This window comes from Colwellia sp. Bg11-28, assembly GCF_002836245.1.
GTDB lineage: Bacteria > Pseudomonadota > Gammaproteobacteria > Enterobacterales > Alteromonadaceae > Colwellia > Colwellia psychrerythraea_A.
On sequence record NZ_PJBA01000006.1, the window covers coordinates 1,126,231 to 1,153,060 of the forward strand.

Consider the following 26,830-nt stretch of genomic DNA (forward strand, 5'->3'; position numbering starts at 1 on the left):
AGATTATGTTTAATAAAATGATTGATTGGTCGATCAATAATCGACTGTTAGTAATTATCGCCCTGATTGCCACGATGGCAGCTTCTATTATGGTGATCCCAAAACTAAACTTAGATGCTTTTCCTGATGTAACGAATGTTCAAGTAGCGGTAAACACAGAAGCACCGGGCTTAGCTGCAGAAGAAGTAGAGCAGTTAATAACCTATCCAATTGAAGCGGTAATGTATGCGTTGCCTGATGTAGAGCAAGTACGCTCTATTTCAAAAACGGGTTTATCGGGTGTTACTGTTGTCTTTAAAGAAGGTACAGATATCTACTTTGCTCGCCAGTTAGTATTTGAGCGTTTACAAGCGGCAAAAGAGTTAATTCCTCAAGGCGTGGGCACACCAGCAATGGGACCAAACACCTCAGGTTTGGGTCAAGTTTTTCAGTATTTGTTAATTGCAGATAAAGATTCTGGTTATGATTCTATGACCTTAAGAAGCTTGAACGATTGGATAGTAAAGTTATTGGTTATGCCAGTAGATGGTGTTACCGACGTCTTATCTTTTGGCGGCAATGTCAGACAGTATCAGGTCAACATTGAACCGAGTAAATTGTTGTCATATGAGTTAACGCAAGACGATATTGTTACCGCACTCGATAACAATAATGCCAATGTTGGCGGTTGGTACATGAACCGTGGACAAGAGCAGTTAGTTATTCGTGGCACAGGTTGGTTTAATAGTGGCGAAGCAGGTTTAGCTGATATCAGACAAGTACCGGTTAAAACGGTTGATGGTACTGTGGTGACTATCGATGATGTGGCTAACGTTGCATTAGGTAGTGAAATACGCCAAGGCGTGGTTACTATGACGCGCAGAGATGCACAAGGTAACATTGAAAACTTAGGTGAAGTGGTTTCAGGCATAGTATTGAAACGAATGGGCGCAAATACTAAAGCAACAATTGACGGTATCAATGCACGTATTCCTATGATCAACCAAGCACTACCTGAAGGGGTACGTTTTGAACCTTTCTACGACCAAGCAGATTTAATTACTAAAGCGGTTGATACCGTAGTAGAAGCATTAGCGCTCGCATTTATATTTATCGCTATCGTACTTGCACTGTTTTTAATGAACTTGCGCGCAACCTTTTTAGTGTTAATTTCAATTCCTATTTCAATCGCTATTGCCTTAATGGTGATGTCTTGGATGGGTTTATCGGCAAACTTAATGTCGTTAGGTGGTATTGCTGTTGCTATTGGTATGTTGGTTGATGGCTCTGTTGTGATGGTTGAAAACATGTTCAAACATCTAAATAGACCAGATTCAACACATTATAAAAATGCTCAAGTGAGAACGTTAGGTACAGATGCTGATCCCCATGATGTTGAACACGATGAAGAGGGTATTCCTCTACGATTAAAAGAAGCAGGGAAAGAAGTCGCACGTCCGGTATTTTTTGCTGCCTCTATTATTTTAGTGGTTTTTACCCCGTTATTTAGCTTTGAAGGGGTGGAAGCTAAACTGTTCCAGCCGATGGCTATCAGTATTATTTTAGCGGTTATTTCAGCTATTTTAGTAGCACTGTTCGTGGTACCAGCCTTAGCAACTTTTATGTTCAAGAAAGGTGTTAAAGAAAGAGAAAGTTTTGTCTTAAAACCATTAGATAAGCTTTATCGCAAGGGTCTCAAAGCGGCGATGAAACACACGAAAGTGGTCATTATTGCCTCATTCTTGTTACTTGTGGGGGCGGCATCTTTAATACCACAAATAGGGACGGAATTTGTACCAGAATTAGAAGAGGGTACTATTAACCTAAGAGCAACATTAGCGCCATCAGCAAGTTTAGAAACAGCCTTATCGGTTGCACCTATCCTTGAACAAAAGTTAATGGAATTCCCAGAAGTTGAATATACCCTAAGTCGGATTGGTCGTGCTGAAATCGGCGGTGATCCTGAGCCAGTTAATAACATCGAAATATACATTGGCTTAAAACCTGTTTCACAATGGTCCAGTGCCGAAAACCGTGTTGAGTTACAAGGTTTAATGGAAGAGAAGCTTGAACAATTCCCGGGGTTATTACTTAATTTTTCACAACCCATAGCGACACGTGTTGATGAATTACTGTCAGGGGTTAAAGCGCAACTTGCCATTAAATTGTTTGGACCAGAGTTGGATATGCTGGCGAGCAAAGGTCAAGAAATTGAAGCGGCAATCAAACAAATTGATGGCGCAAGAGATGTAGCTTTAGAGAAAATCGCTGGTGAAGCACAGTTAGTGATTAAACCGAAAAGACAGCAATTGTCACGTTTTGGTTTGTCGGTTGGCGATGTCATGGAAGTAGTTAAGAATGGTATTGGTGGCGTTAGCGCTGGCCAAATAATCAATGGTAATGAACGTTACGATATTTATGTTCGCATTGAAGAAAAATACCGTGATAACCAAGAAGCTATTGCAGACCTTAGAATACAATCACCTACAGGTGCTTGGGTACGTTTAGGCGATATTGCTACCGTCAGTTTTGAATCCGGCCCACCACAAGTGCGCCGTGATGATGTACAGCGACGCGTGGTAATTCAAGCCAATGTTCAAGGTCGAGACATGGGGAGTGTTGTTAGCGATATTCGCGCAGTTATTGATAGCAAAGTAGACTTACCTGCAGGTTATTCTGTAGTGATTGGTGGTCAGTTTGAAAACCAACAACGCGCGCAGCAGCGACTTGCTGTGGTAGTGCCTTTATCACTGGCGTTAATAGCGTTACTACTTTACTTTGCCTTCGGCTCTGTTGGTCAAGCGATGCTTATTTTAGTGAATGTACCCTTGGCCGTTATTGGTGGTATTTTCTCACTGTATATTTCAGGTCAATACTTGTCAGTGCCAAGTTCAGTCGGCTTTATCACCTTATTTGGTGTCGCCGTGCTTAATGGTGTCGTGATGGTAGAAAGCATTAACCAGTTGGTAAAAGATGGTATAGATACCTCAAAAGCTGTTTTTGATGGGGCAGTATCACGTTTACGTCCTGTATTAATGACCGCTATTACCTCGGCATTAGGTTTAATCCCAATGCTGATGTCCAATGGCGTTGGCGCTGAAATTCAAAGGCCTCTGGCGAGTGTGATTGTTGGCGGTTTGGTTACCGCAACCTTACTCACCTTGTTTGTGTTACCGGTTTTATATGCTTGGTTCTCAAAAGCCAAAATCAAAGATCTTAGAGGATAATTTATTAAGCTAAAGGGTAACGCAAGTTACCCTTTTTTATAATGATGAAAAATGTAATAACAAGAGTGATATAAAAGGCAAAATACGATTGATTTAATTTAGGCGAACGAATTAGCTCAACTCGTTATAAAAAATATCTCTTAATAGCAAAAGAATCTAATTTTTATTTTTGTGTTCACTGTTTATTTATACAAGTCGCTCTAATTCCTTCTTTCTACAAGAAAGCGTGCAAATTGCCTCCTTTCACACATCAACCACTTGCACCCTTATTTTTAACTCATTGATCTATCTATAACAATAAAGTAATCTCTTTCTATTATAAATTATGGACAATTTATCCCAGCTTGTAGAAAGAAGGAATTTTGCCTCATAATAAACTGTTATAAGCCAATCGCGTTTTCGTACTTAGGAGTTTTTGTGAATCGATTAATGATCCAGCCCATATCATTTCTACTTTTGATTTCATTAATGACAGTTTTGGTTTCTTGTAATAATCTTGATGCAATTAATTTTGAGTCAAATACAAAGGCTGACATTGACGAATTTATAGATGAAAAATCCGGTCAGGTGGTTTCTATTTCCTTAGTTGATGAAGATAATATTTACCAATACCATTTTGGAAAACTAAATAATGGAAGTACTCCAAACAATCAAACAGTTTACGAACTTGCCTCCATTACAAAAACTTATACGGGGTTAGTTGTTGCTAAAGCGATTCTAGACAGAAAAATTGAGCTAAATACAGATATACGTCATTACCTTAAAAATAATGAATATGAAAATTTAGAGCTATCAAATAAGTATATTACTTTCCGACATCTTGTTACTCACACCAGTGGGCTCCCAAAAGATTTTGCTTACAGTGAAGAAGATGCAGCTAAAGGAATTATCGTTGAAAAGTTATCAAAGTATTCCCGAGATAAATATTTTGAAGATTTAGAAAAAGTGAAGCTTAGCTCTATCCCTGGGGCGCAATACCAATATTCAAATGCAGGTACTAAATTAGTTGCATATATATTAGAGTCCGTTTATAAAAAACCTTTTGAATTACTTGTATCAGAAATTATCACTACTAATTCGGGAGAGATAAGTACGGAATTTAGAAGTATTAATTACGAACAAGATGAAATTACCATCGGTATAAATAAATATGGTGAACGTATGCCTTTGCTCAGCCCATACTCATGGGCTGAAGGGGGGTTAACTTCAACAGTAGAATCTGTAACGAGCTATATCCAGCATCAACTATCATCAAGCTCAGAAGTTACTCTTTCTCATAAACTCCTTGATGGCGATAAAAATGGTCACGGTAGAGCATTTTTTTGGAATACATATGAGTACGATTCAAGTGAACAAATGTTGTACCATAGCGGTGGCTCATTAGGTACGTCTAGTTGGCTTGCTATATACCCGAAGAAAAAAATGGGTATCTTCATCATTACAAATATTTCTACTAAAAGCGCTCAGGAAGAACTAAATATTTTGTCAAATAAGATTGTTGACAATTTAATGGCATATAACAAGGCATTAAAGTCGGATTCGTAACAGTTTGCTCGGTTCCACTTCGTTTCACATTTTAGCAAACTGCTACTCACCGCTTAATGCGGCGTTATGTGCTTAAATCAATCGGGGTATTATGATACTAGGTCTATTTGTTATTTCTCTGTTAGCTTTAAAAGCTCTAAGTGTTATTAGCGTGTCATGGACGGTAGCAATTATTATTTCTGCTGCGCTTATTGCCGTTGATATTAGTTTTTACTTCCACAAAAAACATCTTTTAGCTGTAATTACTAGAGTCGCAGATGCCGCAGACAATGTTATAGGTGATCTCGAATATCAAATAGGTAATAAAGAAGATAAAGAGTAGTAATCACATAACAAGAACATCAAACGGAAAAATTACAGTTGGCTTTTTTCGTTCTTAAAAAATTATAGCCAACTATATTTTTCCGCTTATGTAAGCGTTAGGAGTTCAAGTGGATTGGAAGATTACTCTAGCATTGGCGGGTTGGTTTTTTGCTATTACTCAATTTTCTTTTACTTACAGAGAAACTAGAAATAAGAATGAATCAGAGTTACTCGAAAAGACTCTAAATTATTTTAATCAAGGAGCTCAAGCCAGAACTATAGGTATTAGTTTAGTTGAAGGGATTTGGATCAAAAAACAGAAAAACTTAGATATAATTTTACCTGTACTTTTTTCCCAAGTTTTGTATTTGTTGACAGAAGTGAAGAACTCAGCTCAAGAAAGTAGAAACTTGTTTAGGCTTCTTAGCTTAATCGAAATAGTCCTTCCTCATGCAAATAGCTCAACTAATGAGCTTGCTGAAATATCAGAGGCATTAATGTGGGGAGCGCAAATGGAAGAAGGTGTAGGTGTTTCAGGTGTAAGTCTTCGAAGTTGGTTTGTTAAATTTAACAACGGTGATACTGGCATGTGGGATGCGGAGATAGAGAACTCCTAACAAGTTACTCAAACGGGCAATGAACAGTTGGCTGTTTCACTCCGTTCACAATTTTAGCCAACAGTTTTTTTCCGCTTAACGTGGCGTTAGAGTTTTCTATAGTTTGGAGTATTATTCTGCATGGAACTCAATATTAAACCTATAAATAATGCTCTTCGCATTGCTATAGTGAATCATGTGATTTTCTTAGTACTGATGTATTTTCCAATTAATAATTGTGATTATTCACCTTACGGCTGTTCACCTGAAAAAGGATTATCGGAGGCCTTACTTTATCTTCTTATCTTTGGTTTATTAGCGATTATTGAAGGCATTATGCTCTTAGGTATAGCTGCAAGCATAATAGATAAATCGATCCTAAAAGTATCGCAGTTAAATGCATTTGTATTTCTAGTTACTTTTGTTGTATCTACTTACACGTTGTTAGACTTTTACTATGCACGTATGTAGCAAAAAACTCTAACAAGGCATTAAAGCAGGACAAAAAACAGTTGGCTTTTGCTCCTTCGTCGCTTATTTTAACCAACTATTTTTTGCGGGTAACACCAAGGGCCTAGCAGAATATCGCACTTCACCTCTCCGAAACCTATAAAGGGATAAGATGAATAGACTTTGTGGTCTAGATTTATTGCGCGCCATTGCGATTATCTGGGTAATGCTTTTTCATGCTACTAAATATGGCACACCATCTAGGGAGTTTTCAGGGCTGGGTTGGATGGGTGTCGATTTATTCTTCGTACTCAGTGGTTTCTTAATAGGAAGTCAATTATTTAAATTGGTTGCGCAAAAGCAGGAGATTAGTTTAAGTAAATTTTACTTAAATCGCGTCTTTAGAATTCTTCCCGCATATATTGTAGTTTTAACAATTTACTTTTTAGTTCCTTTCACTCGGGAGGGAAATGGCTTACAACCCTTATGGCAATTTTTAAGTTTTTCGGTCAATTTATTTATAGATACGTCCAACAGCAATACATTTTCACATGTTTGGTCACTATGCATTGAAGAGTATTTCTATTTATTTTTTCCGATAGTTGTATTGCTATTAATGCATCGAAGTAGCTTTACTAAAATCTTAGTTTTATCATTATTTATTGTTGCCTTCGGAATGTATTTACGAGGATATATCTGGGTAAATGAATTAGGTTGGGGGCAGTCATATATCGAAAATATATATTATCCTACATATACGAGATTAGACGGCCTTTTAGCTGGTGTGTTAATAGCAGCACTTAAAGTGTTTAAACCTAAGTTGTGGAACTTTATAATGAACCACTCTAATAAAGTTTTATTTGTAGGTATTTCAGGGTTAACGCTTGCGGTATGGATTTTTGAAGCTCGCTTTGGATATATGGCAACAGTAATTGGTTTTCCAATACTGTCTTTTAGTTTCGCATTTTTGGTTGCTGGAGCATCTAGCCCGTATTCCGCATTAGGTAAATATAAAGTACCAGGATCCTATTTTGTGGCTACTTTAGCTTATAGCCTTTATCTGACTCATAAATCAGTATTTCACATGGTGAATACAACCATTGGAAAGCAATTAAGCGCGAATGGATATGTCACATTCTTTGTATATGGGGTGGCAGTTTTTTTAGTTGCCATCATTTTGTATGTAATTGTAGAGCGCCCATTTCTTAAACTGCGTACTGCGGTCATAGCTTGGGATAGCAGAAGCTCTTAAAAAAGTAACAGAAATAAACTCGTAATTTGATATAAGAAAGGCCTTATATTTGGCCCTATAAGGCGTTCAAACGGACAAAAAATAGCTGGCTGTTTTCATTCCTCATCACGATAGCCGACAATCATTCGCCTGTTATTTAGTGCTGTTTTTCTAATCTCGTAAATTGTGCTCATGTTTAATGACATCAATATCATCACTGAAATCACTAACGTTTTTATTTACCATTATCTAGCGCCTCTAATCAACTGCTATTTAGAGGCTATTTTGAGCTTCATGCAAATAATGAGTATGCTACTTTTCACCGCAATACATTTGGTTGATTTTTAGATACCATTTTTCAACATGCTCACTGAAATGTGACACTTGGAATGCTTGGCTAGTTTCAATAAGCCATTTTAAAGTTCCGAAAACTATAAAATCAGCATATAAGGGAGTAGAACCACTAATAAACTCTGACTTAGTTAAGTAAGTATCTAAAATACTGAGCTTGCTTAGTAGACTTGCTTTAGCTGTTTCATGATTTTCCGACTGTATTAATTCCAATTTGTTACCGAAAAACTTCTCGCGTGATGTTTTAAAGTAATCTTTATCTTTTTCCTGCAAACAATCATGAATATCTGCAATGGCCATTTTCGCTATATCGCCATGTAAGGTGTTTGCCCAAGTTTCAATAAACTTAGCTAAGGCTTTACCTTCATTGGAATTAAATAATGAGGGTTTTAATGGATATTTTTCTTCTAAATATTCAACAATGTCAAAAGATTCATTGAGCGCAAAGCTTCCATCATGTAACACCGGCACCGCTTTAAATTCGCCATTAGATATATCTTTTATCTCTGTAAACGCAGTATCAACGCCGGAAAATTCTACTTGCTTGTGTAATAATGCTAGGCGTACTCGCCAACAATAAGGGCTAAATATTAGATTGTTTTTACCTGCTAATTCATAAAGCTTGATCATTTTTAAGTCTCGTTGATTAATGTCGTTAGGGTTACTTAATTACATAGTAAATTGGATGGCTGCTCATGTGTTACATGACTATGCTTTTTAGTTTTAAGCCATGTTAGGTTATTCAAGCTACAGTAAAAGCTGATAATTTTCAATTTGCTTTAGATAACTTTGCTAGTGTTCCTTTATTTTCTCCGGTGTACTTTAATTGACGTTTTACTGATACATCTCAGTAATATCCAAGTTAAGAGATAAATTAATCTTTTTCAGTTTATAAAGCTTTGAAATTATGTGATATTAATGCCTATTGAATTATTTTTATGAGATAGAAATTACTGAGAAATATCTATAATAAGCTGTTTTGTTTTTCTCAGGGTAGGTGGTTAATTAAACTATGGATAGTAACGAGTTAATCATTCAATTGGATGTAACTATAATTTGCCCATTATTAGGGCGTTACACGTACAAAAAAGGGTTTGAACATGAATCTAAAATTTAAGTTAATATTCTCAGCAGCTATTCTTATTTTGATAAATGGGTGTAGCACTTATAGCGCAGAAGATTATGGGGATTCTGATGTCAGTAATAAAGAATCTTTATGTATAAATATGGAGCCGTCTCAAGAGATGAAATGTAAGGAAAGAGAAAATAGCTTACTAATCGGATTAGGTGCGGACAAAAATTGTAATCACCCATATGAGTATGAAAAAAACAGATGTAAAAGAGAACAAGAAAATCAACAAAAGGCACTTGACGAATCGCTTAAAAAACACATAAATAAATAGTACGTATAACCAGCGCTTCAAACGGAACAAAACAGTTGGCTTTGTTTCGCTTCACGATATATAGCTAACTGTTCCGCGCCACTTATTACGGCGTTATGTGCAAATACGTTATACGCAGAATGTATTACTGAATATATTGGTACTCAGGTATTACGAAGAAGAGAATTATGGTTTTAGGTTTTAATGCGTTAGAAATTATCGAGTTTACTAAGATATACTTGGCTATTTTCTATTCAATCGTAGCAACATTTTATACTTTTAGATTGATTAACAAGAAACGACAGAATGGTAAATCATTGGTGTTTGCAGGAAAACCGTTTTGCAAGACTTGGTGGAACCATATTGCCTTTCGTTTTTTCCGTATCTCTATATGGATGGTATGTTTATTTAGACTGTTTTACCCTAATATTGATAATTATTTGGGTATGATAAATATCCTGGAGTTACCATCAGTTATAACACTAGGGTTAATATTATTAACGGTTGGCTTCCTCTCTACTGCATTAATTCATTATAGTTTAGGAAAAGAATGGCGTTCTGGTATTGATCCTTCTGGACCAGCCAGAGTTATTACAAGTGGGGCTTATCAATTTTCACGTAACCCAATGTTTGTTTGTATAGCCGTTGCGCAACTAGGTTTTTTCTTCGCTATGCCTTCTGTTTTTTCATTGGTATGTTTAACTATTGGTTTATACACGCTAAACAGTCAGACTTTAGAAGAAGAGATACATTTGTCTCAAAAATTTCCTATAGAGTACGCTACTTATGTATCAAAGGTGCGACGTTGGGTATAAGTTGATAAATAGCACACAACAGGGCGCTCAAGAGGGTAAATTTACAGTTGGCTTTTTTGTTCACTCCGTTCACCTATTATAGCCAACTCTATTTTGCCCCTTAAATGGGCGTCAGTCATTAAGGGGGTTACTTGAAAATTTCTGAGTTACATGAAAAAGAGCTTTTAGTTGCAAAATCTTTATTAGAGAATCCAGGACTTGCTGCAAAAATAACTAACCTTATAGGTACTCCTATTGAAAAAGGTTTAGATTTACTTCCTGATGATTGGAGTAAAAATATAGCTAAAGTGACAGAGAAATCTCTAATTAAGGCATCTGATGCTGCGATATTTACGATGAAAGATATTCCTGGAGAAGGATCGTCTAATATTTGGCATAAGTTGGGAGTTGCAGTTAGTGGTGGTGTCGGTGGTTTCTTTGGCTTGGCGGCAATAGCTGTTGAACTACCTATTTCAACATCAATAATGTTGCGTTCTATAGCTGATATTGCTCGTAGCGAAGGTGAATCGATTACAACACCTGAAACTCAAATGGCTTGTTTAGAGGTGTTTGCATTGGGAGGGCCAAGTGATCTAGATGATGGGAGTGAGTCAGGGTATTTTGCGATAAGAGCAGCACTAGCAAAGTCAGTTGCTGAAGCAACAGAATTTATTCTAAAAAAGGTATTACCGATGAAGCAGCTCCTATTTTAATTAAATTAATTGCTAAAATCGCTGAAAAGTTTGGTGTTCAAGTTACTCAAAAAGCAGCTGCACAAGCCGTTCCTGCTATTGGTGCAGCTGGCGGCGCAATCATAAATACTTTATTTATTGATCACTTTCAAGACATGGCTAGAGGTCATTTTATTGTTAGAAAATTAGAACGTGTATATGGATATGAAGTAGTCAAAGACGCATATGATGCATTACCTAAAAATGGCTAACAAGTTACTCAAACGGACGAAAGACAGCTGCCTGTTTCACTCATCTCCATTTTAGCCCACAATTTTAGTCTCTTAATGAGGCGTTAACTATGAACATCCTAATGAACTTTGTGTATCCCATAGTAATTCGGCATAACGTTCGATCGGAATGTTCATTTGCTCTTGCAAGCATTGACCTCTAGTAAGTAGTTCTTCTCTATTTATCGAAGGGATGTCGTTTTTGAATGCGAGTACGATCGTGTTTCCACTGTCTACTTCGAAACAGAGTAGTTGATTTTCAAATTCGAACGCGAGTAATTCATCTAACTCTTCTCGTAAGTTAAGTGTCGTATGGCAGATATTGAGCACGAGGACACCGTGTTTGTTGAGTGCATTTTTACAATCACGCAAATAGGATAATTGTATTTGTTTCGGCTCCATGCCTTGTGAGTTGTATAGATCTGAAAATATAATGTCGCTTTTAATAACGGTATTTTTCATGTAGTTCACAGCATTGTCTATATGAATAAAGAGGCGGTCAGTGTCGGGCAAGTAAAAATATTCTTTTGCGGTTTTAGCGACTGCTTCACGGTACTCAATCGCGTGTACATTCAGTTTTGAGAAACTACTGAGCAGGTTCTTTGCCATAGAGCCTGCACCTAATCCTATGACGGTGGCTGTTTTTACTGTGGGGATAAATAATAAACCCGCCATCATGGCTTGGGTGTAGCCGAGATGTAATCCATTAATGTTATTGAGTTTCATGCAACTTTGATATATTTTCCCATCAAAGCTGAGAATTCGGCTGGTCTTTGTTTGGTACACATAAATCGGGCCGTGCTCATCTGCTGTTGATAAGATACATTTTCCATTGATATCCATGGTATTTTTAAGACCTTTTAAATCCGTGTATTTAGCTGGTAGGGTATTATAATGAAAAATAGCAATGTCGAATGAGTCTGCTCTATAACAAGCGTTTTAACAAGGACAAAAAATAGATGGCATTAAAAGTAGATTTTAAACAGTTTCTTGACGAAAAGGGCGAGGTACTAGCGCTTACGGAACAGGCAAAAACGGTATTCAACTTTCTGACTAAGATAGTGTTATCGGTTTCTGAGAATATCGAACAGCCACTCATTGACGTTGATTTAAATTGTAATACCCGAGGGACTGAACTGTCATGTGAGGGAAGTATTGAAGCATCATGTAGCTCAATAAATATAATTGAATGGCATTGCGACACCTGTGAAGCGTCTGGCACTATTTCTAATTGGAAAGGAAGTATGTGGGATATTCAAAAAAGGACAATTCATTAGTCCGTGAGTTAGCTTCGTAAATCAGTTTCGTAAGTCAGCTTCGTCGTTCAAGTTTTAAATTCAGCTTCGACTCTCAGCTTCAAGGAAATTAGAGGGTTCATTAAACTTGATAAAAGGTGCAAATAGCTGTGATCAACAACAGCAATATTGTACTATTTTTTTAGAATGAAATTTAATTGCTAGCTATGGATAATAAAACACAGGAAAAAGCCGACTTTACCCTTGCCAATGCCTATGGTGGCGTTGAAATGGTTCGCGCCGATTATAAAGGTCAAGCGTTCTCTAAACATGTGCACGAAGGTTACACGATTGGTGTGATTGAAAAGGGCGCACAACGCTTTTACCGTAGTGGTGAAATTCATACCGCCGATACAAACTCTATTATTTTGGTTAATGCCGATGATGTACATACGGGTGAGTCTGCTTCATTGGGTGGTTGGCAATATCGTGCCATGTATCCTTTGCCTGAACATTTTGAAAATATCAGTAACGACCTCTATGACAAGGGAAAATTTGCGCCATATTTTGGTTCTTCTGTGATTAACGATCCGCTATTAACAGATCAATTAAGACTGTTATTTAATCAAGTAGATAACAATGCTTCGCAGCTACTAACAGAAACTATCATGTATAGCTTGATGTTAAGGTTAACCTTAAGGCATTCATCACTTCGCCATGTGCCAAAAGATATTTCAGGCAGCAAAGCAAAACTGCTACGGGTAAAAGAGTATTTAGATAGTTATCCCGCTGAAGATATATCGTTGAAACAATTGGCGATAATTGCGGGTTTAAGTCAATACCACTTTATTAGACAATTCAAAAAAATGTTCGATCTTGCCCCGCATAGCTACCAGATACAGGCCAGATTAAAGAAAGCAAAAACGTTACTAAAAGCGGGGGTTAAACCCGTTATGGTGGCGAGTGATTGTGGCTTTCATGATCAAAGCCATTTCAATAGACACTTTAAAAAAGCCTTAGGTACTTCCCCTAGTAAGTTTCAAAAACAAGCAGTTTTGTACAAGAACTAAAAACGATTCCCCTGTAAACTCTTTCAAAATATTGAAGGAGAGCGTTAATGCCAAGTAGAACAGCTATTGCTGAGGGATCTACCCCTAGTGATTTTAAAATTATGTATCAAGCCATCGTTGATATATTCCCGCTTTCACTCGCTGTGGTGCCTTGGGGAATTCTGTGTGGCTCATTAGCAATCACTGTCGGTTTAACCCAGTTACAAGCGCAACTTATGTCATTGTTAATTTTTGCGGGCGCAGCTCAACTTGCCGCATTAACTATGATGGGCGCAGTTGGTTCTTTATCTTCGATGTTTTCCTCAACCTTTGTTATAAGTTCCAGACATTTGCTTTATTCAGCTGTTTTTCGAGAACATGTTAGAAAAAGTTCTTTAGGTCTTCGTTGCAGTATTGCCTTTTTTCTTACCGATGAAATGTTTGCGGTAACCTGTGCTTATATGGCGAAGCATAAAAAATTTAGTGCTGTTTACGCACTCAGCTCTGGTATTACTTTTTATGTATTTTGGAACGTTGCAACTTTTACAGGCATTGTTGCTGGCCAACATATCCCAAATCTTGAACATTTAGGGTTGGAATTTGCGATAGCGGCAACCTTCATTGCGATAGTTATTCCGACAATCAAGAATAGATCGACCTTGATATCCGTTATCAGTAGTGGTGTAAGTGCGATTGTACTTTCAATATTTATGAAGGAATATGCGCTCATCGCAGCCACCTTTATAGGTATGTTTTGTGGCTATTTAACAAAAGAAAAGAGTGTTATTAATGAATGATTTTTGGTTAGCCTTACTCGGCATGACATGTATTACTTTTACCTGTCGATACTTCTTTTTCTCAACCTCAGTACCGTTTGAACTTGGACCAAAAGTAAAACGCTTACTTAGTTATACCGCGCCTTCTGTATTAACAGCGATGTGGGTCCCGATTGTTTTTCTTGGACATCAAGAATCTAATGGTGATTTTATTACCAGCCCTTTTTTAATCGCCGGAGTTACTACTGTAATCTTTAGCCTGAAAATAAAAAATACGTTGGCCATTGTCATTTTTGGTATGAGTGTATTTGCTTTGTTGAAAATATTTTTCTAAGTGGGTAAGCAAAGTGCAGGGAGTAGCATTCCTTTTACAGTGAGCAAAAACCCTACTTAAGTGTCATGGACTTAATTTCTCTAATAGGTAAGCTTAGTTAAGCAATATAATGCCAACTAGGAGTATTTAGATGTTCACAATAATTAGAACTTTTGTCACGAGTGTATTGATACTGGCTACGTTCGTTTCACCCGTCAGTTATAGTGCCTCGACCTTAAGTGGCACCAAAACAATAAATTTAATCGCTAAAGACGGTCAGCGTATAGCTATTGGCAATATCGAATTTTTACCTTCATCAGATAAAATTAAGTATCAGTTACATATTGATCATACTCGTTTTAAAGATTATTTTTTATCGATGAAAGAGATGAAATGTTTAGAAGGACCTGAACTCTGGTGTCATATCCGATATCCCTATGCGCAGCCTCGTACTGTAACACGGGACGATTTACGTTGGTTAGAGCACGACTTGCTCTTTATGTTCAAGAAAAATAATGAGTTTGGGGCTAACTTCTGGAATGGTGTTTATTATTCGATGACGATAAAAGAAGGCGTTATTCTGGGTGAAGCACAAGCGATAGACCTTAACTTGCTTTCAGCACCGCCTGAAGATTTAGATACGCCTTTTTACTCTGAAGACTTACGAGATGAAATAGAACGCGTACAACGTTGGTTACCTGATTTAGAAATTCGTTAATTAATTACTGTGTCATGAGTGAACTAAAAAAGAGAATAACAGTTTAATGTTATTCTCTTTTTTATGATGAAATTGATTGAAGAAATAATTAAACGACAGGATTTGTTTCTTTTAACGCTAATATTTCATCTTCTTTACGTTGAGACACTGTACTGCGCTGTAAAAGCCAACAAAGCAGATAAATCAAACCATAAATCACCATGCCACCAGCGAGAACCCCATTCCATGTGCCATATTGCCAACAGGCAATTAAGTAAAAGCCACCCAGACTGCCGCCAACGTAATAGTGCACAAGATATAACGCAGTTGCTGTTGCTTTAGCGGTTTCCGCTTTTTGACTCACCCATGCATACGCAAGTGAGTGGGTGAAAAAAGAGCCAGAGCTAATAAGTAATAAACCGATCAGCATAGTGTATAGTGAATCATATGCGGCAACCCACATACCTAACGCACTGACGGTTGTCCCTAAAAGCATGCCTTTGATCGGACTGTATACTTGGCTCCAACGACCACTGATCTTTGCTGTAATAGTACCGCTGAGATAACACAAAAATATCATCGACGTTAAGCTGATTGACAATGAATAGGGTGCTGCGACAAGACGAAATCCCATGACTGTGTAGAGGTTAACGAATATTGCAAAATTCAATCCACCTATCAGCATAGCCAACCATAATTTTTTTTGTTTTAAGTGACAGATCACTTGTCTGTTATGGCTACGGAATTGTCCTTTCTTTTGCGTAAAATATAGTTGCTCAGGCAACAGTCTGTTCACTAAAACTGCACCCAATAAGCTGGCAACAGCCATACCAATCACCGCAATTTCCCATCCCCAATATTCAGTGATAAAACCGCCGTACAAACGACCCGTGATCCCGCCTAAAGAGTTGGCACTAATATAACTGCCAACGGCAAGCATTAGTGCTTTCGGGGTAAATTCTTCAGCCATGTAGGCCACAGCAACCGCTGCAAAGCCAGCAATAGATATGCCCATTACCCCGCGCACTAGGGTTAACATCAACAATGAATCTGTTAGCAACATTGCCAAGCCAGCAAAGGGCAATAAGAAAAGGCTTAGCATCATCACGTTACGACGACCAAATATTTCTGAGCCGATAGCCCATGGCACCAACGTCAGCGCTAAGGTGAAGGTACATGACGCTAGTAGCCAGTTTATTTCAATGGCACTGGCGTTAAATTTTTCAGCCATCAAGGGCAACATCGGCTGGAACATGTATAAATTACAAAATACGAGGAAAGATCCTAACGCTAACGCAAAACTTGCACGGCGGTAGGCGGCGGTTTTTATTTCAATCATGGTGACGAGCTCGGAAAGTACTGTTTAATAACATGCACTATTAGATGAATTAATAAAACAGTAGCAATATTAATTTAATAATTAAAGTATATAATAACTATGACTACGATAACTAAAGGTTATAGCTATGAATACACGGTTACTGACGTACTTTGTCAAACTTGTAGAAACAAAAAACTTTACTCGCGCTGCTGAACAGTTACATATTGCGCAGCCGGCATTGAGTGTTGCTATCAAAAAATTAGAACAGCAACTAGACCTGCCGTTATTTCATCGCAATGAACGCAAAGTAACACTGACTCATGAAGGTGAAGTATTACTTGTGCATGCTCGTCTAATTCTTCAGCAAATAAGTGATGCTAATATCGCGATGGCTGAATTAAAGGGTTTTGAAAAAGGCGAAGTAAAACTCGGCGTTCCTAGCATGTTAGGGTCATACTTTTTCCCTGAAATATTAATGGCATTTAAACGAAAGTACCCCAATCTTAAGCTCACCATCATTGAAGCAGGAACACAATCCATTCGCCAAATGCTGTTAGATGGTGAATTAGACTTAGGCGTTATACATAACGAAGATGTGCCTCAGCGACTTGAAACCGAGCATTTGGTTACCTCGCAAATGGTCGCAGTAGTGAGTGAACGGCATCCTCTGGCTTCACAACCCTACATAAAATTTGAAGACTTCTTTAAAGAAGATTTGGTGATGTTTAAAGCGGGATATTTCCATCGGGAATTTATTGACGAAATTTGTGAAAAATATCATTTCAAGCCGAAGATATCCTTCGAAACAAATTTGTTGCCAATGATGTTAAACATAGTGCGACATGATTTTTCGATATCAGCCTTGCTTGAACTAGTTACTGAACATGAAAACGGCGTCGTTGCTATTCCATTCGAAGAGCCTGTACATCTAAATATTGCCATGGCTTGGCGGAAAAATGGCTATTTGTCGTTAGCAGATAGAGCATTTCTAGAATTCGTTAATGAATATGGTAAACACGCTTAAAACTATTTAACCTAATTACTTGTGCGTTGAAATTAACCTTACAAAAAACAGATAAAATATCCGTTACTACACTTAGTTTACCTGTTCAGGTAAACTAACGGATAATTCTCCATTGCACAGTCTCTTACCGTTTTTATGCGCATTATTCATACCTCAGATTGGCATCTTGGCCAATATTTTTACGGCAAAAGCCGCGCCAATGAACATCAACAATTTCTTACCTGGTTATTAGCACAAGTTACTCTACATAACATTGATGCGATTATTGTAGCGGGTGATATTTTTGATACCTCAACACCGCCAAGTTATGCCCGTGAAATGTATTTTGATTTTATTGCCAAGCTCCATGTGACCCAATGCCAGCTCATTATTTTGGCCGGAAATCATGATTCTGTCGCTATGTTGTCTGAATCACAGGCCGTATTAGCAAGCTTGTCTACTCGTGTTATTACTCAGGTAATACCCGCGTCGCTGAGTGAAGATGAGCTTGAAGAGAAGGCACTTTCACAACAAGTTTTTCCATTACATGATGCTGATGGGAAAACCACAGCCATTATTTGCGCCATTCCTTTTGTTCGTCCGCGTGATGTGATCAGAAGTCGAGCAGGGCAGTCGGCAAGTGATAAGCAGCAAAGTTTACAACAAGCGATTAGCGATCATTATCAGTATTTATATCAACAGGCACGCAAGCAAGCTGACGCGTTTGAAAAAACGGAGGGCATTGTCTTACCGATTATAGCAACCGGGCATTTAACGGCGCTTGGCGTATCAATAAATGACAGTAAAAGTGATTCCGTAAGAGATATTTATATTGGCTCGTTAGAAGCCTTTCCAGCCAGTGCCTTTCCCCCAGCCGACTATATAGCTCTTGGCCATATTCATAGAGCACAACAGGTAGCAAAATCAGAGCATATTCGTTATTGCGGCTCGCCTATTGCGTTAAGTTTTGATGAAGCCAAGCAAGATAAACGAGTGCTGATGGTTGAGTTTACGTCAGGAAAACTTAATCAAGTTGAAGCGCTTATTGTGCCGTGTTTCCAACCACTATACATGGTGAAAACATCGGTAGATGAGCTTGAAACTTCACTTCAAGAAACACTGGTCGCATTTGAAGAACGCCAAGTAGCGGAAAAGTTTCCTGCGAGTGTTAAGGCTTGGCTTGATATTGAAATTGATAATGGTGATCACTTAAGTGATTTATCGCAGCGAGTCACTGAACTAGCCGTAGATATGCCTTTTGAAGTGTTATTAGTTCGTCGATGTAAAAAGGCGCGTCAACGACGACAAGCGCAATTATCGCAGCAAGATAACAGCACCTTGAGTGAGTTATCGTTAACAGAAGTCTTCGATTCACGCTTATCTCAACTTGAATGGCAAACGGATGAAGAAGTCGCACGTAAAACACGGTTAACACAATTATTTACAGAACTGTCGGTGGAAATGAAACAAGCCGCTTCCATTACGAATCAAAAAAGTGATGCGGATAAAGCGCTAATTACTAGTTCATCAGCCCAGGCAGAGTCGACATCGCAAAGTGTTTTATCAGAAGAAGAGAGCACAGAAGCTGAAAAAGACAGTGCTATCGCTGAAAAAGACAGTGCTATCGCTGAAAAAGACAGTATGACGCCTGAATCACTAGAGCAACACAATTCATGAGAATATTAAGTTTACGCTTTGAGAACATCAATTCACTCAAAGGCAGTTGGAAAATAGATTTTAGTGAAGCTCCTTTTGATAACAATGGTTTATTTGCTATTACCGGTCCTACTGGGGCAGGTAAAACAACTATACTCGATGCCATTTGTTTAGCGCTTTATCATCAAACACCACGTTTAACCGTGTCTAAAAAACAGAATCAGTTAATGACTCGTCACACCAGCCATTGTATGGCTGAAGTTGAGTTTGAAGTAAGAGGCCAAGGTTATAGAGCTTTTTGGAGTCAAAAACGCGCCCGTAATAAACTTGATGGTAACTTATTAGAGCCTGTTGCAGAGTTAGCTAAACTCGATGGCACCATAGTGTCTGATAAGCTTAAAATGGTGCGTAGTGATATTAGTGAGTTAACAGGGCTTAACTTCTCACGTTTTACCAAATCTATGATGCTATCTCAGGGAGAGTTTGCTGCCTTTTTAACATCACAACCGAATGACCGTGCGCAATTATTAGAGCAGCTTACGGGTACTGAAATATATGGCGACATATCTAAGCAAGTTTTTGATAATCATCGCAGTGCCAGTGAAGCGCTAAAAATTTTACAAGCGGAAAGCCAAGGTGTTTCTTTGCTTGATGATGAGCAAGTAAAAGCGCTTGAGCAACAATTAACAGAAATTACTGAGCAAGAGAAAACGGTAAACGCGCAATTACAACAAGCGCAACAAGTTAAAGCCTGGTGCACTAATTTTTCGGTCAATGAACAAAACCAGCAAGCAGCGAAAACACAACTACTTGAAATAGAAAAGAAAGAGTTAGCCGCAAAACAAGATCTTGATTTACTGACGCTGTCGTCATTAGCTGAGCCGATTAAAGCACCGTACGAAAAGATGGTACATTATCGTGAACAATATCAGCAAACCTTACAACAAGTGACCAGTCAAACAGAACAATTGGCGATACTTGACCAAGATATTGTCGTGAGTGATGAAGCGTTAACGCTACTAAAAAATCGCCATGGTGAGGCTGAAGCACAACGCAAAGTAATTGAGCAAGTATTGCATGATAAAATTCAACCACTTGACCATAACATTACCCACCAACAAAATGCATTAACCGAAACAAAAAACACCATAGCCGAACAAAGCGAAACACTTGGTGTGAATGCTAATGCGTTGACTGCCTTAGAAGCAGAGCATCAAAAAGCACAAGAGACTGTTCAACAGCAACAAGCGTATTTATCGCAAGGGCAGGCGTTAGCAAAATTGCCAGAAAAATTGCCTTTATGGCAAAACCAATATCAGCAGTTAAGTCAACTGCAAGCTAATGTTGTGGCGTTAGTTAACGAGCAAGATAACACCGAAAAAGCGTTATTAACCTTGCAAACTCGACAAAAAGAGCAACAACTTCAGATCACGCAAAGTGAAGATGAGTTAAAGCAACTGAATAGCCGTAAACAGCTGATGGGTGACAAAACACAACAGCTAATTCAGCATAGCCAAGCAGCTCAGGCGATCCTATCAAGTAGGGTTACCAGTACTTCCACTAGTACTGGAAATAATGATAAAGGTGAAGGTGTCGTTAACGAGTTAACCGGTGGCATGCTCAATCAAGCGATTCTAGACCGTCAAAATCAGCAACTTGCTTTAAAACAAGCACAACAGTTGGCGCAGCGTTTTCATGTCCTAACACAAGAACAGCAGGGGTTATCTGGGCAGCAGAGCCAAGACAATCAACAGCTGGTTATCACTGAGCAAGCGCTGGTACAACTTCGTCAACGTTATAGCGCTACTCAACAGCAGAAAAAAGATGTAGAAACCTTACTCGCTCAGCAGCAAACTATTATGGCGCTGAGTGAACATAGAGCAAAACTTCAGCCTGAAGAGTCTTGCCCATTGTGTGGTTCAACAGATCACCCAGCGATTAATGAATATCGATCCCTTGACAGTGACGAACATCAACAGCGTTTAAGCCAATTAACACTTGAGCGAGCGCAACTTGAAAAGCAAGGTAAAGAGCTAAATGGCGTTCAAGCAAATTTAACTGCGCAACTTGAAATGCAGACAAATCGTTTGCAAGGCATAACAAGCGAACAAAGCAATTTAGCGCAAAACTGGCAATCGCTAAATATTAATCAGTACGTTTTATTAAGCCAAAATGAACAGTCATTTTCATTACAAAATGTTGATGTTGAACAGTCAATTAATCATCAGCTAACGATGGTGTTTGGGCAGCTTGAAGAGTTACTTTTATTGCAAACATCACTGCAAGAAAATAGCCAGAACCAGCAACAAAACAGTGAGCAAATTAGCCATTGTGAAAAGCAGTTGTCGACGCTATTTAATCAGCTACAACTATTGCAAGAACAAGGTAAGAATCAACAAGGTTCAAAACAAAAGTTTACTGAAGAATTACGCTTGAAACAACAGGCGTTTTTGGAGCTGAATGCTCAGTTGTTAGCTGACATTAAAACGACTGAAATAACACTGCCTCTTGGTGGCGTAAATGAGAAAATAAAGGAGCAAGACCAGGAACAAAATCTGGAACAAGAACAAGCGCAGAAGCTAGTCATTTGTATTGATGAAAAGTGGCTTGAATCATTGAGTAAGCAGGGCGCTGATTATCAGCAAACCGTGACGACTCACCAAGCGGCTAAAACTCAGCTTGATAGTCTTGTAAATGACCTCGGGTTGTTAAAGCAGCAAGTTGTTCATCAACAAAATCAAGTTACCCAGATAAAAAGCCAATTAACGCAACAAGAGAACGATTTAATACAAGATTATTCGTTACGCGTTACTCACTTTGTTGAACTGGGTATTACAGGTGAAGATATGCAAGACTCTGTTTTATTAAGAGAAAGTATTAATAGTCAACGAGAGTTGAGTGAAGCTGAGTTTACTGTAGCTGATCAACGCCATAATGAGAAAAAAGCAGCTCAACAGCTTAACAGAGGACAGTTAACCACCTCGAAATCTTTATTGGATAATCTATTTCCTAAAAATGACAATGCAAAAAAGGACTGGTTAGCATTACTTACTGACAGTAAGTTTACTGATGAGGAAGAGTTCTTATTAGCGCTACTTAGCGCCGAGAGAAAGCATGATTTAACTAAGCTCGCAAACGACATTGACGATAGTAAAAAACAAGCAAAAATCTTGCTGTCACAAAGTGAAAAAATAACCCTTGAATTGAATGTTAAAAAAGATACGTTGAGTGAAAAAGGGGCTGTTGATTTTGTTGAAAGTTCAGTATCAGAATCATTGGTAAATTTGTCAGATTTGTTGAAACAATGTCAGCAAAATATCGGGCAGTTTAGTCAACAAATTGAACAGGATAATAGTAACAAAATTCAACAGAAAACCTTGCTAGAAAAAATTAAATTTTCACAAGATGCTTTGGATGTTCTTAGTCACCTTAATGCACTTATTGGTTCAGCTGATGGTGCTAAATTTAGAAAGTTTGCACAAGGCTTAACACTCGCTAATTTAGTCCATCTTGCCAACGCACAATTAGAACGTCTCTTTGGTCGCTATCAACTTCAATGCCAACAAAATGATACCTTAGAATTAGAGGTACTCGATACCTGGCAAGGGGATACTGCGCGTGATATTAAAACTTTATCTGGCGGTGAAAGCTTCTTAATAAGTTTAGCGCTCGCTTTAGCACTATCAGATTTAGTCAGTAATAAAACCAGTATCGACTCTCTCTTCCTCGATGAAGGTTTTGGCACCTTAGATAATAACACCCTTGAAGTAGCACTTGATGCGCTCGATAACTTAAATGCTAGTGGCAAAATGATTGGTGTGATCAGCCATGTTGATGCCTTAAAAGAACGCATTGGCGTGCAGATTAAAGTTAAAAAACTCAGTGGCCTGGGAGTCAGCAGTTTGGATAAACAGTATGAGTTTCATGCTGAAACTGTTAGCTAACGATTATTGATTAATTATTATTGATCATAAATAGGAAAGGGTACATTTTTGGAAATTTGGATTTATTTCACTTTATTAGCCGCAACAATGCAGGCTGTAAGGACCGCAGGACAAAAGCAATTATCGGGTAAGCTCAATTCCATGGCCACCACAGGTGTACGCTATGTATTTGCCTTACCTTTTGCATGGGCCTACCTATGGTGGATGCTTGATTTTAGACAAGTAGCAGTACCAGCACTCAATAACGATTTTTTACAATACGCATTAATTGCTTGTGTGATGCAAATAGTGGGCACCGTGTGTTTAGTCGCCGCCTTTCGTTACCGTAACTTTGCTGTGGCAACGAGTTTAGCTAAAACTGAAGCAATACAAGTGGCGATTGTCGGCGCTTTAGTATTCGGGGCTACACTGTCTGGCTTAGGTTGGTTTAGTGTCATTGTCGGTGTGGTTGGCGTGTTTTTAGTGTCTAAAGTGCGGTTTAACTTAAGAGATATCTTGGCTGATTCGCAAGGTCTGATTGGTATGGGATATGGTTTAGCGGCCGGTCTTGGTTTAGCTATCACCACTTTGCTTATTCGTGAATCAAGTTTGGCACTTAATACTGATTTGATGGTAAGCGCTGCGGTTACCTTGGTGTTTATGATCACGGTGCAATCGGTTATTTCACTTATCTACGTATACATTCAAGATAAATCACAATTACCGCTGATGATGAAGCACTGGCGGTTATGCTTATTTGTTGGCGTTACCAGTGTATTAGGATCAATAGGCTGGTTTACTGGCGCGAGTTATCAAAACGCTGCCTATGTAAAAGCATTGGGACAAGTTGAGTTTTTTATTACCTTGGCATTAACTTATCGGGTATTTAAAGAAACGGTCACCCTAAAAGAATACCTAGGCATGTTCCTCATTGTTTTAAGTGTGGTTATCTTACTACTGTGGTCGTAGAGTCTGGTCATCAAATTAGGTCATGAGCAAAGGGTATCAAATTGACTTGATTACTCAGTAAAGCAAGGTACACTGCTCACCATAACATTGAAGATTATACTCACACGAGTATTTACATAAATATTAACAAAAGCATTAAAGAAGAGATTACTATGAAAATTGCTGAAAAAACCGTTGCTCACTTTCACTACACCCTTAAAAATGAAGCGGGTGAAGAAATAGAATCATCAGACGGTCATGAGCCTTTAACCTATTTACATGGCGCTAACAATACTTTACCAGGCTTAGAGAAAGCTTTAACAGGTAAAGAAAGAGGTGAAAAGTTTTCGGTAACTTTACAACCAGAAGACGCTTACGGTCCGTATCAAGAAGGATTAGAGCAACGTGTACCAGTTAAACATTTACACGGTTTAGTCAGCAAAAATGCTAAATGGAAAAAAGGCATGACTGCTGCTGTGCAAACTGACGCAGGTCAACGCCAAGTTACCGTACTAAAAGTGGGTAAATTTATGGTTACTGTTGATATCAATCCACCATTAGCGGGCAAAGTACTGACTTTTGATATTGATATCGTTGACGTACGTGAAGCGACTGAAGAAGAAATTCAACATGGACATGTTCACAGTGCTGATAGCAGCTGTGGTCATGATCATTAGAGTCCATTAGATATTAATTAGCCGTTGTTACGGCTGAATAAAGACTAAATAAAAAGCGCTAAGTAGTTAAACTACCTAGTGCTTTTTTTATTTGAAAATTTAACACAACTTGACCTTTAATCAATTTATAATGAGTTATTGTTCAATTTGAAATCTTTTATTTAAAGTGTGAAGTTCTTTTGTCTATTATTCCTAACTTTATCGGTAAACGTTGGTTAAAAATATCATTACGCACAACTCACCTAGTTGGTTTTGCTGGTGTTTTTGCTTCGATTTTGACCGGAACAGAACAAGATGTTTACTGGGGCATCACTATTGTAAGTGGCTTAGGTTTAATATACCCGCTCCACTTGAAGATGCTCGTTTCAGGAAATCTGAGCGATTCATAATCAAGGCAAATTTTTTTATTAAGGGTTATTCCCTTAAAAAGAAATGTAACGCAGAGTATGATTTGCTCAGTCTTCCCCAAGGGGCTGGTTTATAAACGCTTTATGCTGCGTTATTGATTTCGATAAGGGAACAACCATTCTCTTCAATCAATGCCTTGCCTAAAGGCGTTTCTAATTCCAGCTGAATCCTGCATCTTCAAGTGGAACGGGTATAAGCCTCGAAGCGTTATCTAACTTTGTCTGGTTTGTACAAATCAGGGCGCTTGCTATGTACGTTAAATTGACCCTGCTTACCTGTGTTTTCTTTTTTGATGAATATACCCGTTGCCAATCAAGATGCATGTTTCAGAGTGCTTGAGCAATTCTAATACAAGGCGCGCCTCTGTAGTAATGGTTATTCCCTTACAAAGAGGCGAAACGACGTAGTGGTGTTGCTCAAGCACTTCTTCGATGGGGTTAAAAACGATTTAAGTGGCGTTATTCATTTGAACAAGGGAACAACCATTGTTTATAATAAATGCCTTACCTAAATCATTTTTAGCTCCCACTGAAATCAAGCACTTTGAATGGTAACGGGTATATGCTTGGCATTGTTTAGTTGCGATAATTATTATCTCAGGCATGATCTCCCATGCACCCAGTTCAGTGCGTTATTATTCATTTGTTCATGGTAAGAAAATTACTTCATTAAACGACACCAAAGGATAGTTTCAATTGAGTCATTCCCCGTTATTAGAAAAAACTGTTGAGTTATTACATGAAGCAACTATGCAAGCGCCAGTGCTTGATCTTGCCTGTGGTAGTGGCAGAAATGGGCTTTACCTTCTAAATCAAAACATCCCTGTGGTTTTTGCCGATATAAAAGAGTCGGCTCTAGAGCAGATTGAAAGTACAGTAAATCGTCATTATTGCGAGGAAAAATCAACGGCGAACTTTTGGCAAGTTGATTTTGAGCAAGACAGTTTTGAACAAGAGGAGTTAAAGCCTTTAGCGGGTAAGTCGTTTTCAGCGATTATCGTTTTTCGTTATTTGCATCGACCTCTATTTGAACAAATCAAACAAGCTGTTATCCCTGGTGGTTATGTTGTGTATGAAACCTTTACCGTAGACCAGCCACAATTTGGCCGACCTAAAAACCCTAATTTTTTATTAAACCATGGTGAGCTGGCTAAACTCTTTTCTGATTGGGATATTATCTATAGCTTTGAAGGCGTCATTGATGCAAAAAACGCTGATGCTAATAATGAATCAGGAAAACAAGCTATTGCCCAGATTATTGCAAGGAAACCATTGTTCTAATAAAACCATTGCGGTAAGGAACCCTTATCAATTTTAGATAAACACTAACTCGCCAAAGTATTCAGGTCTATGATAATCAGGCTCAGATACATCAATATTGTTCCATACTGCGTACTGTGGCTCTGTTCTACCGCCACAGCGATAGAAGTTGGCAAACCACTTAGCTTTATTCACGCTTTCGCCAGTTAGTTGCTCAATTGCTGCAAAGGGTAGAGCTATTTCAACACACCACTCATGATCATGTTCACTTTCTATTTTAACCGGTGAGCTAATACTACTTTTACGTTGGATTAAACTCGCGGCTTCAAGGCTGATAAATTGACGATTATCGCGTCCTTCACCATAAGCGAGATGAAGTGTGCCACAACAATTCACTTCTAAGTTAACGTAGCTACTGCCAAGAATTCCGGAAGGACTAAAGAAGAACTCCACACAAGAATCTTCACAGACAAGCATGTTATTTAATTCGGTTTGTTTGGCGAAGCTGTATTTGTCTTGGGCAATTATCTGGATGAACAAAGTTTCGTTATTTGCAGTCAGCTTTACTTGTGTGTTTTGCTTTCTGCCAGCTTGATACCATGGGAAATGATTAATTTCTATGGCATCTATTGTTTGCCAATCAGGGCTGAAGCTGGCCGATTGGTTAGTCGATACTGTTTTGTTAATAATATACTGGCTCATTGTTTATCTCTACTTATCGAGTGTTTAGCAGAATATGGCTCAGC

General features: G+C 38.3%; 26 protein-coding genes. 22 read left to right on the top strand and 4 right to left on the bottom strand.

The features are described from left to right. Positions 1–5 precede the first annotated feature (5 nt). From CXF79_RS12005 to CXF79_RS12030, 6 genes are all read left to right on the top strand, one after another. The gene (locus CXF79_RS12005; RefSeq protein ID WP_101155148.1) at positions 6–3,206 is read left to right on the top strand and encodes an efflux RND transporter permease subunit; all 3,201 of its coding nucleotides are present in this window, start codon (positions 6–8) and stop codon (positions 3,204–3,206) included. Positions 3,207–3,623: 417 nt separating this feature from the next. Next, positions 3,624–4,751 carry a serine hydrolase domain-containing protein gene (locus CXF79_RS12010; protein ID WP_101155151.1) on the top strand — a complete coding sequence of 376 codons (1,128 nt, stop codon included), beginning with the start codon at positions 3,624–3,626 and terminating at the stop codon, positions 4,749–4,751. A gap of 91 nt (positions 4,752–4,842) precedes the next feature. Then, entirely contained in the window at positions 4,843–5,073 is a 231-nt protein-coding gene (locus CXF79_RS12015) for a hypothetical protein (protein WP_101155153.1), read from the top strand. Between the two features lie 109 nt (positions 5,074–5,182). Beyond that, positions 5,183–5,671 (top strand): hypothetical protein, encoded by a 489-nt coding sequence (locus CXF79_RS12020; RefSeq protein ID WP_101155155.1) that lies wholly within the window; start codon positions 5,183–5,185, stop codon positions 5,669–5,671. 120 nt (positions 5,672–5,791) lie between these two features. Next, the gene (locus tag CXF79_RS12025; protein ID WP_101155157.1) at positions 5,792–6,121 is read left to right on the top strand and encodes a hypothetical protein; all 330 of its coding nucleotides are present in this window, start codon (positions 5,792–5,794) and stop codon (positions 6,119–6,121) included. A 151-nt stretch (positions 6,122–6,272) separates the two neighbouring features. Next, entirely contained in the window at positions 6,273–7,352 is a 1,080-nt protein-coding gene (locus tag CXF79_RS12030; RefSeq protein WP_101155159.1) for an acyltransferase family protein, read from the top strand. Positions 7,353–7,643: 291 nt separating this feature from the next. On the opposite strand, the gene CXF79_RS12035 is transcribed toward CXF79_RS12030, so the two are convergent. Next, positions 7,644–8,312 (bottom strand): glutathione S-transferase N-terminal domain-containing protein, encoded by a 669-nt coding sequence (locus tag CXF79_RS12035; protein ID WP_101155161.1) that lies wholly within the window; start codon positions 8,310–8,312, stop codon positions 7,644–7,646. 470 nt (positions 8,313–8,782) lie between these two features. Here CXF79_RS12035 and CXF79_RS12040 point away from each other — a divergent pair, with 470 nt between their 5' ends. The 4 genes from CXF79_RS12040 to CXF79_RS23815 all read left to right on the top strand — a co-directional run bounded on the left by CXF79_RS12040 (position 8,783) and on the right by CXF79_RS23815 (position 10,801). Beyond that, positions 8,783–9,085, top strand: coding sequence for a hypothetical protein (locus tag CXF79_RS12040; RefSeq protein ID WP_041736995.1), 303 nt, complete (start codon positions 8,783–8,785; stop codon positions 9,083–9,085). A gap of 167 nt (positions 9,086–9,252) precedes the next feature. Then, positions 9,253–9,879 (top strand): methyltransferase family protein, encoded by a 627-nt coding sequence (locus CXF79_RS12045; RefSeq protein WP_101155163.1) that lies wholly within the window; start codon positions 9,253–9,255, stop codon positions 9,877–9,879. A 131-nt stretch (positions 9,880–10,010) separates the two neighbouring features. Further along, positions 10,011–10,571: an EcsC family protein gene (locus tag CXF79_RS23810; RefSeq protein WP_269801461.1), complete on the top strand. Its 561-nt coding sequence runs from the start codon at positions 10,011–10,013 to the stop codon at positions 10,569–10,571. 17 nt (positions 10,572–10,588) lie between these two features. Continuing rightward, positions 10,589–10,801 carry an EcsC family protein gene (locus CXF79_RS23815; protein ID WP_269801474.1) on the top strand — a complete coding sequence of 71 codons (213 nt, stop codon included), beginning with the start codon at positions 10,589–10,591 and terminating at the stop codon, positions 10,799–10,801. An 87-nt stretch (positions 10,802–10,888) separates the two neighbouring features. On the opposite strand, the gene CXF79_RS12055 is transcribed toward CXF79_RS23815, so the two are convergent. Then, a complete protein-coding gene (locus CXF79_RS12055) occupies positions 10,889–11,662 on the bottom strand; it encodes a spermidine synthase (protein WP_101155165.1) in 774 nt (257 codons plus the stop codon). A 116-nt stretch (positions 11,663–11,778) separates the two neighbouring features. Between CXF79_RS12055 and CXF79_RS12060 the strand changes: the two genes are divergently transcribed. From CXF79_RS12060 to CXF79_RS12080, 5 genes are all read left to right on the top strand, one after another. Beyond that, positions 11,779–12,096 (top strand): hypothetical protein, encoded by a 318-nt coding sequence (locus CXF79_RS12060; RefSeq protein ID WP_101155167.1) that lies wholly within the window; start codon positions 11,779–11,781, stop codon positions 12,094–12,096. Between the two features lie 185 nt (positions 12,097–12,281). Further along, a complete protein-coding gene (locus tag CXF79_RS12065) occupies positions 12,282–13,124 on the top strand; it encodes an AraC family transcriptional regulator (protein ID WP_101155169.1) in 843 nt (280 codons plus the stop codon). Positions 13,125–13,171: 47 nt separating this feature from the next. After that, positions 13,172–13,900, top strand: coding sequence for an AzlC family ABC transporter permease (locus tag CXF79_RS12070; RefSeq protein ID WP_101155171.1), 729 nt, complete (start codon positions 13,172–13,174; stop codon positions 13,898–13,900). Then, positions 13,893–14,213, top strand: a complete 321-nt coding sequence (locus CXF79_RS12075; protein WP_101155173.1) for an AzlD domain-containing protein — start codon at positions 13,893–13,895, stop codon at positions 14,211–14,213. The genes CXF79_RS12070 and CXF79_RS12075 overlap by 8 nt, the downstream gene beginning before the upstream one ends. Before the next feature lie 130 nt (positions 14,214–14,343). Then, positions 14,344–14,910 carry a hypothetical protein gene (locus tag CXF79_RS12080; protein ID WP_101155175.1) on the top strand — a complete coding sequence of 189 codons (567 nt, stop codon included), beginning with the start codon at positions 14,344–14,346 and terminating at the stop codon, positions 14,908–14,910. Positions 14,911–14,998: 88 nt separating this feature from the next. Here CXF79_RS12080 and CXF79_RS12085 read toward each other — a convergent pair whose 3' ends face one another. Further along, positions 14,999–16,228 (bottom strand): MFS transporter, encoded by a 1,230-nt coding sequence (locus CXF79_RS12085; RefSeq protein WP_101155177.1) that lies wholly within the window; start codon positions 16,226–16,228, stop codon positions 14,999–15,001. 127 nt (positions 16,229–16,355) lie between these two features. Here CXF79_RS12085 and CXF79_RS12090 point away from each other — a divergent pair, with 127 nt between their 5' ends. The 7 genes from CXF79_RS12090 to CXF79_RS12120 all read left to right on the top strand — a co-directional run bounded on the left by CXF79_RS12090 (position 16,356) and on the right by CXF79_RS12120 (position 26,105). Beyond that, the gene (locus CXF79_RS12090) at positions 16,356–17,234 is read left to right on the top strand and encodes a LysR family transcriptional regulator (RefSeq protein ID WP_101155180.1); all 879 of its coding nucleotides are present in this window, start codon (positions 16,356–16,358) and stop codon (positions 17,232–17,234) included. 135 nt (positions 17,235–17,369) lie between these two features. Further along, on the top strand, positions 17,370–18,890 hold the full coding sequence (gene sbcD, locus CXF79_RS12095; RefSeq protein WP_101155182.1) for an exonuclease subunit SbcD: 1,521 nt from the start codon (positions 17,370–17,372) through the stop codon (positions 18,888–18,890). Next, positions 18,887–22,813 carry an AAA family ATPase gene (locus CXF79_RS12100; RefSeq protein WP_101155184.1) on the top strand — a complete coding sequence of 1,309 codons (3,927 nt, stop codon included), beginning with the start codon at positions 18,887–18,889 and terminating at the stop codon, positions 22,811–22,813. Before sbcD ends, CXF79_RS12100 begins: the two co-directional genes overlap by 4 nt. 48 nt (positions 22,814–22,861) lie before the next feature. After that, positions 22,862–23,761 carry a DMT family transporter gene (locus CXF79_RS12105; RefSeq protein ID WP_011043646.1) on the top strand — a complete coding sequence of 300 codons (900 nt, stop codon included), beginning with the start codon at positions 22,862–22,864 and terminating at the stop codon, positions 23,759–23,761. A 152-nt stretch (positions 23,762–23,913) separates the two neighbouring features. After that, complete coding sequence (locus CXF79_RS12110) at positions 23,914–24,417, top strand: FKBP-type peptidyl-prolyl cis-trans isomerase (RefSeq protein WP_011043645.1); 504 nt, start codon at positions 23,914–23,916, stop codon at positions 24,415–24,417. A 179-nt stretch (positions 24,418–24,596) separates the two neighbouring features. Beyond that, positions 24,597–24,806, top strand: a complete 210-nt coding sequence (locus tag CXF79_RS23400; RefSeq protein WP_011043644.1) for a hypothetical protein — start codon at positions 24,597–24,599, stop codon at positions 24,804–24,806. 714 nt (positions 24,807–25,520) lie between these two features. Beyond that, on the top strand, positions 25,521–26,105 hold the full coding sequence (locus CXF79_RS12120; protein ID WP_101155186.1) for a class I SAM-dependent methyltransferase: 585 nt from the start codon (positions 25,521–25,523) through the stop codon (positions 26,103–26,105). Between the two features lie 33 nt (positions 26,106–26,138). Here CXF79_RS12120 and CXF79_RS12125 read toward each other — a convergent pair whose 3' ends face one another. Continuing rightward, complete coding sequence (locus CXF79_RS12125; RefSeq protein ID WP_011043641.1) at positions 26,139–26,786, bottom strand: carbohydrate-binding family 9-like protein; 648 nt, start codon at positions 26,784–26,786, stop codon at positions 26,139–26,141. Between the last annotated feature and the right edge of the window lie 44 nt (positions 26,787–26,830).

Coding starts and splice junctions, on each gene's coding strand:
- CXF79_RS12035 (WP_101155161.1), bottom strand. CDS start 8,312: ATGATCAAGCTTTATGAATTAGCAGGTAAAAACAATCTAATATTTAGC.
- CXF79_RS12060 (WP_101155167.1), top strand. CDS start 11,779: ATGGCATTAAAAGTAGATTTTAAACAGTTTCTTGACGAAAAGGGCGAG.
- CXF79_RS12005 (WP_101155148.1), top strand. CDS start 6: ATGTTTAATAAAATGATTGATTGGTCGATCAATAATCGACTGTTAGTA.
- CXF79_RS12070 (WP_101155171.1), top strand. CDS start 13,172: ATGCCAAGTAGAACAGCTATTGCTGAGGGATCTACCCCTAGTGATTTT.
- sbcD (WP_101155182.1), top strand. CDS start 17,370: ATGCGCATTATTCATACCTCAGATTGGCATCTTGGCCAATATTTTTAC.
- CXF79_RS12030 (WP_101155159.1), top strand. CDS start 6,273: ATGAATAGACTTTGTGGTCTAGATTTATTGCGCGCCATTGCGATTATC.
- CXF79_RS12055 (WP_101155165.1), bottom strand. CDS start 11,662: ATGGATATCAATGGAAAATGTATCTTATCAACAGCAGATGAGCACGGC.
- CXF79_RS12065 (WP_101155169.1), top strand. CDS start 12,282: ATGGATAATAAAACACAGGAAAAAGCCGACTTTACCCTTGCCAATGCC.
- CXF79_RS12100 (WP_101155184.1), top strand. CDS start 18,887: ATGAGAATATTAAGTTTACGCTTTGAGAACATCAATTCACTCAAAGGC.
- CXF79_RS12080 (WP_101155175.1), top strand. CDS start 14,344: ATGTTCACAATAATTAGAACTTTTGTCACGAGTGTATTGATACTGGCT.
- CXF79_RS12125 (WP_011043641.1), bottom strand. CDS start 26,786: ATGAGCCAGTATATTATTAACAAAACAGTATCGACTAACCAATCGGCC.
- CXF79_RS12040 (WP_041736995.1), top strand. CDS start 8,783: ATGAATCTAAAATTTAAGTTAATATTCTCAGCAGCTATTCTTATTTTG.
- CXF79_RS12045 (WP_101155163.1), top strand. CDS start 9,253: ATGGTTTTAGGTTTTAATGCGTTAGAAATTATCGAGTTTACTAAGATA.
- CXF79_RS12085 (WP_101155177.1), bottom strand. CDS start 16,228: ATGATTGAAATAAAAACCGCCGCCTACCGCCGTGCAAGTTTTGCGTTA.
- CXF79_RS12025 (WP_101155157.1), top strand. CDS start 5,792: ATGGAACTCAATATTAAACCTATAAATAATGCTCTTCGCATTGCTATA.
- CXF79_RS12075 (WP_101155173.1), top strand. CDS start 13,893: ATGAATGATTTTTGGTTAGCCTTACTCGGCATGACATGTATTACTTTT.
- CXF79_RS12110 (WP_011043645.1), top strand. CDS start 23,914: ATGAAAATTGCTGAAAAAACCGTTGCTCACTTTCACTACACCCTTAAA.
- CXF79_RS12090 (WP_101155180.1), top strand. CDS start 16,356: ATGAATACACGGTTACTGACGTACTTTGTCAAACTTGTAGAAACAAAA.
- CXF79_RS12015 (WP_101155153.1), top strand. CDS start 4,843: ATGATACTAGGTCTATTTGTTATTTCTCTGTTAGCTTTAAAAGCTCTA.